The 12,069-nt window shown below is 72.1% G+C and carries 7 protein-coding genes; 3 read left to right on the forward strand and 4 right to left on the reverse strand.

Translation table 11 applies throughout. The features are described 5' to 3' along the window. Position 1: 1 nt before the first annotated feature. The 3 genes from KVT44_RS34675 to KVT44_RS34685 all read right to left on the reverse strand — a co-directional run bounded on the left by KVT44_RS34675 (position 2) and on the right by KVT44_RS34685 (position 3,338). Positions 2-2,224, reverse strand: coding sequence for an NHLP family bacteriocin export ABC transporter peptidase/permease/ATPase subunit (locus KVT44_RS34675; protein ID WP_190171096.1), 2,223 nt, complete (start codon positions 2,222-2,224; stop codon positions 2-4). After that, complete coding sequence (locus KVT44_RS34680) at positions 2,221-3,030, reverse strand: HlyD family efflux transporter periplasmic adaptor subunit (protein ID WP_121413969.1); 810 nt, start codon at positions 3,028-3,030, stop codon at positions 2,221-2,223. Before KVT44_RS34680 ends, KVT44_RS34675 begins: the two co-directional genes overlap by 4 nt. 92 nt (positions 3,031-3,122) lie before the next feature. Further along, positions 3,123-3,338: a hypothetical protein gene (locus KVT44_RS34685; RefSeq protein WP_067360085.1), complete on the reverse strand. Its 216-nt coding sequence runs from the start codon at positions 3,336-3,338 to the stop codon at positions 3,123-3,125. 669 nt (positions 3,339-4,007) lie between these two features. Here KVT44_RS34685 and KVT44_RS34690 point away from each other — a divergent pair. After that, positions 4,008-5,558 (forward strand): S1 family peptidase, encoded by a 1,551-nt coding sequence (locus tag KVT44_RS34690; protein WP_254650300.1) that lies wholly within the window; start codon positions 4,008-4,010, stop codon positions 5,556-5,558. 126 nt (positions 5,559-5,684) lie between these two features. Here KVT44_RS34690 and KVT44_RS34695 read toward each other — a convergent pair whose 3' ends face one another. Next, positions 5,685-7,844 (reverse strand): SpoIIE family protein phosphatase, encoded by a 2,160-nt coding sequence (locus tag KVT44_RS34695; protein WP_217571303.1) that lies wholly within the window; start codon positions 7,842-7,844, stop codon positions 5,685-5,687. Positions 7,845-8,023: 179 nt separating this feature from the next. Between KVT44_RS34695 and KVT44_RS34700 the strand changes: the two genes are divergently transcribed. Both KVT44_RS34700 and KVT44_RS34705 read left to right on the forward strand, forming a co-directional pair. Beyond that, positions 8,024-10,465, forward strand: a complete 2,442-nt coding sequence (locus KVT44_RS34700; protein WP_217571305.1) for a SpoIIE family protein phosphatase — start codon at positions 8,024-8,026, stop codon at positions 10,463-10,465. Positions 10,466-10,524: 59 nt separating this feature from the next. Further along, positions 10,525-12,045, forward strand: coding sequence for a HEAT repeat domain-containing protein (locus tag KVT44_RS34705; RefSeq protein WP_254650301.1), 1,521 nt, complete (start codon positions 10,525-10,527; stop codon positions 12,043-12,045). The last annotated feature ends 24 nt before the right edge of the window (positions 12,046-12,069 follow it).

Consider the following 12,069-nt stretch of genomic DNA (forward strand, 5'->3'; position numbering starts at 1 on the left):
CTCATCGCTCCTTGACCAGCTCGGCGTACGGACCGCCGGCCGCCACCAGGGCGTCGTGCCGCCCGCGTTCCACGATCGTGCCGTGCTGCAGCACGACGATCTCGTCGCTGTCGCGCACGGTGCTGAGCCGGTGCGCGATCACCACACAGGCACAGCCGCGCTTGCGCAGGTTGTCGATGACCGTCTGCTCGGTCTCGGCGTCCAGCGCGCTGGTCACCTCGTCGAGCACCAGGATGCTGGGTCGGCGCACCAACGCCCGTGCGATCTCCAGGCGTTGGCGCTGGCCACCGGAGAAGTTGCGGCCGTCCTGCTCGACCCGGCTGTGGATGCCACCGGGGCGGCGCGTGACGACGTCGTACAGGGCCGCGTCCTCCAACGCCGCGACCACGGCCTCGTCGGGGATGGACGGATCCCACAGGGCCACGTTGTCGCGGACCGTCCCCTCGAAGAGGAACACGTCCTGGTCGACGAAGGAGACGGAGGCGGCGAGCGCGCCGCGCGGGATGTCCTCCAGCCGCTGCCCGTCGATGCGGATCGTGCCCTCCCACGGGGCGTACAGGCCCGATATGAGCCTGGAGACCGTGGACTTGCCGCTGCCCGAGCCGCCGACCAGGGCCACCTGCTGGCCCGGGCCGACCGTCAGTGAGAAGCCGGTGAGCAGGGGTTTGTCGAGCGGGCTGTAGCCGAACGTGATGTTCTCCAGCTCGACATGACCCTGGAGCCGGCGGGTGGACTCGCCGCTGCCGGAGCGAGCGTAGAGCGGGTCGGTCTGGAAGTTCTCGACGTCCTTGAGCCGGGCCACGTCGGCGGCGAAGTCCTGGATGCGGCCCGCGACGCCGTTGAGCCGGGTGAGGGGCGCGGTGAAGCGGGTGACCAGGGCCTGGAAGGCGACGAGCAGGCCGACGGAGATGTGCCCCTCGACCGCCCGCAGACCGCCGATCCACAGGATCAGCGCGGAGTTGAGCGTCGCGAGTGTCGGTGCGACCACGCCCAGCCAGGCGCTCGGCACCCCGAGGCGTTGCTGCTCCTCCAGCGTGGTCGCGTGCTGCCCGGCCCACTTGCGGAAGTAGCCGTCCTCCCCGCCGGTCGCCTTCATCGTCTCGATCAACTGGAGCCCGGTGTAGGCGGTGTTGGTGAGGCGCGCGTTGTCGGCGCGCAGCTTCGCCGTACGGGTCGCGCGCAGCCGGATCACCACGCGCATCGCGATCACGTTGAGCAGCGCGACGCCGATGCCCACGGCCGTGAGCTGCGGGTCGTAGGTGTAGAGGAGCACCGCGTACAGGACGACCACGATCGCGTCCACGCCGGCCGCCGCGAGGTCGCGGGCCAGGGTCTCGGCCACCGCGTCGTTCGACTGGAGCCGCTGCACCAGGTCGGCCGGGCTGCGCTGGGAGAAGAAGGTGACGGGCAGCCGCAGCAGATGGCGCAGGAAGCGGGCGCTGGAGAGGGTGGAGGAGATGATCCGGCCGTGCAGCAGGTTCGCCTGCTGGAGCCAGGTCAGCACGACGGTCAGCGCCACACAGGCGCCCATCGACGCGAACAGCACGCCCAGCAGCGAGGTCCGGCCGCCGATGAGATACGTGTCGATGTACGTCCGGCTCAGCGCGGGGACCGCCGCGCCGACCGCGACCAGCAGCAGGCTCGCCAGCACGGCCGCGGGCATCGTGCCCGAGGTGCCGCGCAGCCGGGCCGGCATGGCACCCAGGACGCCCGGCTTGCGGCCGCCCTTGTGGAAGTCGGGCCCCGGCTCCATGACCAGCACCACACCCGTGAAGCTGGTGTCGAAGTCCTCCATCGGCACGAAACGGCGGCCCTTGCCGGGGTCGTTGATGTGCACGCCGCGCCGTCCGAAGCGGCGGCCCATGCCGTCGTAGACGACGTAGTGGTTGAACTCCCAGAACAGGATCGCGGGCGCCTTCACCTCGGCGAGCGCGGCCGTGTCCATCTGCATGCCCTTGGCCGTGAGGCCGTAACTGCGCGCCGCCTTGAGCAGGTTGCTGGCGCGCGAGCCGTCCCGGGAGACACCGCAGGCGATGCGCAGCTCTTCGAGGGGGATGTGGCGGCCGTAGTGGCCGAGCACCATGGCGAGGGAGGCGGCGCCGCACTCCACGGCCTCCATCTGGAGGACGGTGGGGGTGCGGACCGTCTTCCCCTTCGCCTTGGGGACCGTGCGCTTGGGCGGGGCGGTGCGGCGTCTGCTCCGGGTGTCTGGTGCGGTGGTCACGGCAGGAGCCAATCGACGGGGCGCTGATCGGCCAGGCGGATCGAACCCGTGGCCAGGGTCATGGAGGTGAGCGCGAACGGCGGCCCGTCGGCCGAGGACCACTTCAGGCCGCTCTTCGTCGCGGCGGAGCGGTCGAGGCGGACCAGGACGGCCACCGGCCTGCCCTTCTTGGTGAACTGTTCGCCGAGTTGGCTGTCACCGAGGAAGGAGGAGATCTGCTGGGGGGTCTGCACGCTCCGGCCGACCGCCTTCACATGGCCGCGCAGTACCCCGTACTGCTGGGTCGGCACCGACTGCACGGTGAGGTCGACCGCGGCGTTCGCGGGGATGGTGGCGGCGCTCTCGGCGGGGACGTACACCGTCGCGTAGAGCGGATCGTCGGCGTGGGCGACCTTCTCCACGGCGGCGACGTTCGCGCCGGTCGAGATGATCGCGCCGATGGTGGCGGCGAGCGCGGTGACGCGTCCCGCGGCGACCGTGCGGACGACGGTCGTACCGCCCTGGGCCGTACGGACCTTGAGCACGGGCGCGTTCGCGGGCAGCCGTTCGCCCTCCTGGGCGACGACCTCGGTGACCTGCCCCGCGACGGGGCTCTGCAGGATGTAACTGCCCTCGCCGTGGGTGAGGACGGCGGGCGCGCTCACGGTGGACGCCACCGTGCCCGTCACGGCCCAGACGGACGCCGCCGCCATGACGACCACCGTCACGGACAGGGCGAGCCAGCCCTGGGGGCGGGCGAAGCGCACCGGAAGGTCGAGCTCTTCGGGCGACTGGAGCTTGGCGAGGGCCTGTTGGCGGAACTGCACGGGACTTCCCTCACCTGTTCGAGAGGTTTACGGCATCCGAGAAGTCCCGGAACCGGGGAGTGGTTCCGGGACTCAACGGCACTGAAACGCGATCAGAGACCGGCGACCAGGCCCGTGACCGGGGCGGTGTTGAGACCGGTGACACCCTCGACGGTGCCGACGACCGTGTTGACCAGGCCGGAGACCGGGGCAACACCGTCGACCAGGCCGGAGACGGTGCCAACGGCGTTCAGCGACAGACCGCCGGAGACGTTGTCGAGGTCGGCGTCCGAGATCTCGGCGGTGGCAACCTGGGGGGTGGAGTTCATGGGGGAACTTCCCTTCGTATGGATATTCATAAGGGGGAGAGCGGCCCCCCTCTGGGGACAGATGACGGCCGCCACCGCGGGGGTGCGGTACCCGATTCCGGGCGCTGTGCGGCGCCCGTTCCCGGATGCCTGGCTGCGACCTCCGCGGTGCAACGGATCAAAGCACGCTCGCGGCGCGCGCATCCAATCAACCGGGGCTCTCACCTGCGAAGTTGAGCGTGGCCAGGGCCCAACCGTGCAGGTGTGCGCACGTCTCGGCAGTCAGTTCTTCACATGCTGCGCGGCATTGTTCCGTCCTCGCGCTTGTCGCCCCGTGCTCGAAAGGGACAGTCCCACCGCAATGGCGCGGAGGGGGGCGCGCGAGTGTGCAGATCCGCTGTCCACCGTGACGCGCCTGCGTATTCGATGTGCAGATTCCCTGAAGCCGGGATTCCGTTCCTGCCGGAAGACGGACCGTCACCAATCGGTGGCGGAACGTGTCGGATCAGCCGCTCACTCGGTGTAATGGCCCGATTGCCTGGTATTTCGTGTGTTTGGCCGAGCCAACTCAGCTCTTTTCTAAACACAGTTGAACAGCCCGCGCGGCTCACGCGTATCAACAGGCATCCAGGCGCCCCCTAGTCAGCCGCCGGACGGTGGCCTCGACCCCGTCCCCAGGAGGTCAAAGAGTTGAGTCACAAAAGGATTCCCAAGCGCAAGGCCGCCATCGCTGTCGGAGGCGTCGCGGCGCTCGGAGCGGCGGCCCTGCTGCTGCCCCACGCCAACGCCTCGCAGACCGACGCGAAGGACGCCGCTCCCAAGACGCTGAAGTCCGCGGACGCCTCGAGCCTGGCCTCGCTCATCGCCTCCCAGCTCGGTGACGCCTTCGGCGGCGCGTACTGGGACGCCTCGAAGCAGCAGGTCATCATCAATGTCGTCGGCAACAACAGCAATGTCGTCAACACCGTCGAGAAGGCCGGCGCTGTTCCCCGCAGCGTCAACAACAGCCTGTCCACGCTCAAGACGGCTGCCAAGACACTGAAGTCCGACGCGACCATCCCCGGCACCGCCTGGTCGATCGACCCCAAGACGAACCAGGTCCAGGTCACCGCCGACAGCACCGTCACGGGTGCGAAGTGGGCCAAGCTGACGTCGACCGTCGACTCGCTCGGTTCCGGTGTGGCCACGGTCAAGAAGTCCGCCGGTACGTTCAAGACGTTCGTGTCGGGCGGTGACGCGATCTTCGCCCAGACGGACGCCGGCGGCGTCCGCTGTTCCCTCGGCTTCAACGTCACAGCGAGCGACGGCGCCCCCGCCTTCCTGACCGCCGGGCACTGCGGTGTCGCGGCCAAGCAGTGGTCGGACTCGCAGAACGGGCAGCCGATCGCGACCGTCGACCAGGCCACCTTCCCCGGTGCAGGCGACTTCTCCCTCGTGAAGTACGACGACCCCGCCACCCAGACGGCGAGCGAGGTGAACGAAGGCAACGGGAAGACCGTCCAGATCACCCAGGCGGCGGATGCCACGGTCGGTCAGCAGGTCCTCCGGATGGGCAGCACCACCGGTCTGCACGACGGCTCGGTCACCGGTCTCGACGCCACGGTCAACTTCCAGAGTGAGACCGACCCCAATGGCGTCGACACCGTCACCGGTCTCATACAGACCGACGTCTGTGCCGAGGCGGGCGACAGCGGCGGCTCCCTGTTCACCGCGGACGGCAGTGCGATCGGCCTGACTTCCGGCGGCAGCGGTGACTGCACCGTCGGCGGCGAGACCTTCTTCCAGCCCGTGACCGCCGCCCTCCAGGCGACCGGCGCGACGCTCGGCGCGGGTGGCGCCGCGGGTGCCGGCGACGCGAGCGCCGCGGCGACCGACCCGGCCGCAACCGACCCCGCGGCCACCGACCCGGCGGCGACCGACCCCGCGGCCACCGATCCGGCAGCCACGGACCCGGCGGCGACCGACCCCGCGGCCACGGGCCCGGCGGCCACCGACCCGGCCGCGGGCGAGCCGGCCGGGGCCGGCCGGGGGCACGCCCGCCCCGGGATGGGCGGCCGCGCCCACCGACCCGGCAGCCCCGGCCCCGGCGGCGCCCGCCCCGGCGGCCACGGCCCCGGCGGCCCCCGCCCCGGCCGCGGGCGACCAGTCCGGGACCGGCAGCGACCAGTCCAGCACTGGTATGGACGCCGGCTCCGGCCTGGTGACCAGCACTCCGTGATACCGGTGACCACGAGCCACTGACCCGGCCGTGCCACCACGGCCCGGTCGGCAGTGGAAGGGTCCGGCCCTCCGGCGGGAGGGCCGGACCCCACCGCGTTTCCCCCGCCGCTCACGAGAGGGGCGGACGCCGAGGGGTTCCGGTACCGCTCAGTCGTGCGGACGCACCCGCAACAGAAGTAGCGCCACGTCGTCGAGCCGCTCCTGCGTCACCGCCCCGGTCTGCTCGACGAGACGGTCGGCCAGCGCGTTCAGCGACAGGTCACCGCCCTCGGTGAGTTTCCGACCGAGGTCGGCCAGGGCGTCCTCGATGTCCACGCCGGGCGACTCGATCAGACCGTCGGTGTACAGGGCGAGGACCGAACCGGGGACGAGCGGCACCTCGGTCGTCGGATACGTGGCGGCCGCGTCGATCCCCAGCAGTGGCCCACCGGCCAGGTCGAGCACCCGGACCCGCCCGTCCGGTCGCAGCAGCAGCGGGGGCGGATGACCCGCGCGCGACATGACGGCCACCTCGCGCGCCGGGTCGAGACGCAGATAGAGACAGCTCGCGAACAGCTCGGCCCCCAGGTCGATCAGCAGCCGGTTGGTGCTGCGCATGACCTCCTCCGGCGGCTGACCGACGGTCGTGTAGGCCCGTACGGCCGTGCGGATCTGCCCCATCAGGCCCGCCGCCGTCACGTTGTGCCCCTGCACGTCGCCGATGACCGCGGCGGCCAGACCGTCCGAGGGAATCAGGTCGTAGAAGTCCCCGCCGATCTCCATCCCCTGAGTAGCCGGGAGATAGCGCGCGGCCGCCTCGATCGAGGGCAGCGAAGGCAACGTGTGCGGCAACAGCGCGGCCTGCAGACCATGCGCCAGCTGCAGCTTGGCGTCGTAGAGCAGGGCCCGCTCCAGGGCCTGCGCGATCAGACCGCAGAGGCTGGTCAGCACGGCACGCTCGTCCGCCGGGAAGGTGTGCGGTTCCGCGTACCCGAGGACGCAGGTGCCCACCGGCCGTCCGGACGCGATCAGCGGCAGATACGCCCACGCCGCCATGCCGTCGGGTGTCGCGCACCGGTCCGGGTAGAGGTGCTCCAGCTGCTGACGGGAGTCGAAGAACGCCGGCACCCCGGTCTTCAGGGCCTGGGTGCCCGGGGTCTGCGCGCTCAGTGGCACCCCGTGCCAGCGCTCCACGATGTGCGCGTCCGCGTACCCCCGGTGGCCGAGCACGTGCAGCCGGCCGGATCGCGAGCCGAGGACGACCAGGGCCTTGCTGCCCACGGCCGGCGCGATCTCGTCCGCCACCAGCTGCACCACATCGTCGACGCCCGCCGCCTGGGTGAGCGCGCCGGCCAGGCTCAGCACCTGGGAGATGGTCACCAGGCGCGGGGTGGTGTTGTCATCCTCGTGCCGCGATTCGACGCGCCCCATCTCGGCCACAGACCGGGCCCGGGAGATGCGCACGCTCAGTCCGGTCGTACTCGGATAGAGCCGGAACGACAGCCAGTGGCCGGGCGGCCGCAGCGCCACGAACGACGTCACGTGCTGGCTGAGGAGCGCGGCCCGGTAACGATCCTCGTAGACGGGGTCGTTGAGCCAGGGCACCGACGCCCACAGCTGGGTGCCCAGCAGCCCGCTGACCGGGACGCCGAGCATGTCGGCCGTCGCGGCGTTGGCGAAGCTGATCCGGCCGTTCAGATCCAGCGCGCACAGCCCGTACGGCAACCGCGCCACCATGCGCGCCGCCTCCACCGTGCCGAGTACGTCGGCGGCCGGTCCCGCGGACGACGCCAGCAGATCCGGCTCGGGGTTGACCGGACGCCGCTCCGCCGCCGCCCGCTCCAGACGCAGCGCGAGCCGGGCGCAGGACGCGGTGAGATGGTCGCGTTCCCGGTCGGAGAGGTCCAGCGGATGCGTCCCGGGCCAGGTCACGAAGACGGCGCCGTACACGGTGCCCGCGGTCGCCACCGGGAGGGCGGCCAGCGCGAAGGGGTACGGCAGGACCACGGCGATCCGCGGGAAGCGGCGGGCCATCTCCTCCTCGCCACCGACCCAGACCAGCCGCCGCTCGCGCACCGCCACGGCGACCGGGATCGGCGCGTTGAGCCCCACCCGCTCCCACGGCGCCGCGAACGACCTGGGCATGCCCGCCATGACCGCCATCTCCAGCACGGCCTCACCCGGCGTCAGCAGGTACACCGCCCCGGAGTGGGCGTGGACCTCCTCCATCATCGAGGCCAGCGTCAGCGACAGCAGCGGCCGCCCGACCGGCGTCCGCCGACCCGCCGGCGCCTGTACGGACCCCTGCCAGTCGGACACGCCGACCACCTCCTCGCAGGGCCGCGCGACGGGACTCAGGGATCAAGGCTCCCTCGTGACGGCCTTTCCCGCACGGCGAACGCCACGCGCGGCACAGGGTGCCGCTTGCGGGCTCCGCCGCAGGCCTGACGGCCCCGGAACGGTCGCAGGGGCTGCGCGAGCGTCCCGGAAGCGCTGTAATTGCGGACGTGGTCAGTGAGGGCGCTGCGGAACGCGGAAAGAGGACGCTGCGTGCCGAACTTGCCCTCAAGACGCCCACCCCGGACCTGGACCCGCGCGAGCGACAGCGCCGCGTGCTCGAACAGGCACTCGTCTTCGCGGGCGCGAGCGTCGTCGCGGTGTACTCGCCCACCGGGAGCGGCGACGAGCTGTACCTGTCCGAGTCGGCAGGCGTCCCCAGGACGCTCTACGGCCTGCGCGACAGCTATGTCCTCACCGGCGGCTCCCCGGCGGTGGACACGTACCGCTCGGGCCGACCGCTGTGGCTCGGCCCGGCGGAGATCGCCCGCTGCGCCGACGCCCGCAGGCTGCCGTCCCAGGACTTCTGGCTGGCCGTCCTGCCCCTGCCGGACGGCGGCTGCCTCGTGGCGGCCGGCGAGCGCCCGGGCGGCTTCGACGAGGAGGACCGGGAGTGCCTCGGCCTGATCGCCGAGGCCGCCGTCTCCCCCGTGCCCGGCTCACCGCGCGCCGCCGCCCGGCCCACCAGCTCGTTCGACCTCGCCATGGACACCGGACACCTCGAGGTCGACGGCGAGATGCTGGAGCTGTTCGGCCTCGACCCGGCCGAGTTCGACGGCAAGGTCGAGAGCCTGCTGTCGATGACCGTCCCCGAGGACCTGCCCACGCTGATGTCCGTGGTGGAGGCGGACCACATGTCCATCGGCGAGCGCGAGCTGGAGTTCCGCATCTTCCAGCCCTCCGGAGAGCCGAAGTGGCTACGGCTGCGCGGCCGTCTCGTGCCCGGCGGAGAGGGGCGTCCGGCGCACCTCGTGGGCACCGTCGCCGACGCCTCCAAGCTGCGCTCCGGCGTCAGCGACGTGGCCCGCGTCCAGCGACTCGCCTCGACCCTCGCCACCGCGGGCACCGTCCGTGACGTCGGCCGGGCCGTGGTGGCCGCGCTGCGCGGCCCCCTGCGGGCCGACCGGATCGCCCTCGCCGAGCTGGAGGGCGACCGTCTCGTCGTCACCCTCCTCGACCCTCCCGAACCCGAAGCCTGGCCCGAGGTGTGGCGCTCCGAGTGGCGCTCGGAGTGGCCCGACGCGCCCGTACGCGCCATGCCCACGCTGGAGGCGGCCCTCATCGAGGGGCGCCCCGCCGTCTGGCCCGCCGGAGCACCCCTGGAACCGGCGCTCGCCGACGTCGGCCCCGGCGGTCTCGCCATCCTGCCGCTGCCCGCCGGAGGCCGGATGGCGGGTGCCTGTCTGATCGGCTGGGACGACCCGCACGAGTTCGGCTCCGACGAGCGCGCGCTGCTCACCGCGTCCGCGGGCCTCGCGGGCCAGGCCCTGACACGCGCCCGCGCCTTCGACGCCGAACACGAACTGGTCGGCATGCTCCAGCGCTCCCTGCTGCCGCGGCGCCTGCCCCGGATCCCCGGCGCGGTCGCCGTCGCCCGCTATCTGCCCACCACGGCGGGTCTGGAGGTCGGTGGCGACTGGTACGACGTCATCCCGCTGCCCGACAACCACGTCGCCCTCGTCATCGGCGACGTCCAGGGCCACAACGCCCAGGCGGCCACCCTGATGGGCCAGATGCGCACGGCCCTGCGCGCGTACGCCGTCGAGGGCCACCCCCCGGACGTCGTCGTGCAGCACGCCAACCGACTCCTCATGGACCTGGAGACCGACCTCTTCGTCACCTGCTGCTATGTCGACGTGGACTTGGAGGAGGGCACCGCCTGGTGCGTACGCGCCGGACACCACCCGCCCGTGCTGCGCCACCCGGACGGCACAACGGAGGTGACCGTGTCCGAGGGCGGACCACCACTGGGCGTCGTCACCCAGGCGGACTTCCCGATGATCCCGCTGGGACTCCAGCGCGGCACGGTCCTCGCCCTGACCACGGACGGTCTCGTCGAGTCCGCCGAGGTCGACATCGAGGACGGACTGAACCGACTGGCCGGCGAACTGACCGCGTCCGACCCCGCCCACCTCGGAGTGGTGGCCGACGGACTGCTCACGGGCGCCAACCGCAGCGACGACGTGGCCCTCCTCCTGATGCGCTACGACGGTCTGGCGACCCGGCCGCTGCGGGAGAGCTGGACGGTGTGGCGCATCCCGGAGGCGGTCCGGCACGCCCGCCGCTTCACCCGGCGCACCCTGCGCGCCTGGGGCGTGCCCGACGAGAGCATGGACGGCGCGCTCCTCGTGGTCTCCGAACTCGTCACCAACGCCCTCGTACACACCGACGGGCAGGTCAGACTCGACATCACCCTCATCAACCACCGCCTGCGGATCTCCGTCGCCGACACCTCACCCCGTACGCCGATCAAGCCCACCAGCATCGGCTGGGAGGCCACCGGCGGCCGCGGCATCCTCCTCGTCGAGGCCATGTCGGCGACCTGGGGCACCGTGCCGGTCAGCGGCGGCAAGCAGGTGTGGAGCGAAATCCCGCTGGACGTAGGGGGATAGGGTCGGGCACCGGGTGCTCCTGGGGGCGGGGGCCGGTTTACACACGGGGGTCACTGCGCATGGTGAAGACGCCTGAACGGATATGGGAGGAAGCCGACCTGGCCGCGCGGCGGCTGGCCGGGCTGGCACTCAACCCCCGCACCCCGCAGGACGTCCTGCTGCGGCTGCTCGCCGAGGGTCCGGCGGCGGTACGGATGGTGCTGTGCCGGGACCGGGTCCTGCCCGACGCCGTCGTGGACGCGGTGGTCGAGCACCCCGACACGTACACCCGCAGCTTCCTCGCCCGCAATCCCCACGTCGATCCGGCCCAGCGGGTACGACTGATCGACGATCCGGAGTGGTTCGTCCGTGCCCACCTCGCCGATGGGCCCCGGATGCCTTTCCGGGTCCGGCCCGAGCCACTGCCCGACGAGGCCCTCGTCCACATGATCAGGACGTACGGGAACGACGAGCTCTCCGGTTGCTTCTACCAGCAGATCTCCAACGAACTGCTCCGGACCATGCACACGCACCCGGACGCGAAGGTCCGCCGCTGGGGGGTCGGCGCGTGGGAGTGGCTGTCCGCCGACGCACGGGCCGCGCTGCTGGCGGACCCCGACGCGGGCGTCCGGGACATCGCGCTGCTGCGCACACGCGAAGAGGATCCGGCCTGGGTGGAGAGCGCGCTGCCCGCCAAGCCCTGCCACGCACGTACCGGCATCCTGTGCTACCAGCCCCTCACCAGAGCCGTCGTGGACAGCGTCCTGACCGCTCCGGCCGGGGAGGACGAGCGGCGAATGATCGCCTACAACCCCAGCCTTCCCACCGATGTGGTGGTCCTGCTGGCAGCCGATCCGGACCCGGAGGTACGGGAGCGCATCGCGTACCGCGCGGACCTCGGACCCGCCGAACGCCGTGCGCTCGCCGTGGACCCCGACCCCAAGGTGCGGCTCGCGGTGTCCGTGCACCCGGCGCTGAGCGAGGAGGAGCGGGCCGCGATCGACTACGAGGTGCCCACGGACCGCGGTTTCCACCACCGGCCCGCACCGTCGGTGCCACGGGACCCCGAGGACGTCCGCCGGGACGCCCTCTCCGCCCATCCGATGCTGCGCCGGAAGGCGGCACGGGTCCACGAGCTTCCGCCGGACCTCGTGGCACGCCTGGCCGACGACGAGGACTTCGGTGTACGCGTCACGCTCGCCCAGAACCATCCCGACGCCCCCGCGGCCCTGCTGCTGCGCGGTTTCCTGGAGTACACCGGTCCCGACCGCGCCCACCTCGCCACCCGGCCGAACTTCCCGACCGCCCGACTGGCCGCCTTCGCCGACCACGAGGACCCCGAGGTCAGGGCCCTGGCCGTGCGCGACCCCGAGACCGCGCCGGCCGTCGTGGAACGCCTCACCGGGGACCCGGACCCCGCCGTACGGGCCGCGGCGGCGCGTCACCCGAACCTCCCGCGGCCCCGGCTGGCGGAACTCCTCGACGACGAGGAACTGGCTCATCCGGCAGCCGCGAACCCGGCGTTGGACGTGGCGGAGATACGGCGGCTGGCGCGGACGATCGGAGACCCGGCCGGGCCCTGCGTCGATACGCTGATCTGAGCGGTCCGGTCCGGTCGGCCGCTC

The organism is Streptomyces sp. GbtcB7 (assembly GCF_019091445.1).
GTDB classification, from domain to species: domain Bacteria; phylum Actinomycetota; class Actinomycetes; order Streptomycetales; family Streptomycetaceae; genus Streptomyces; species Streptomyces mirabilis.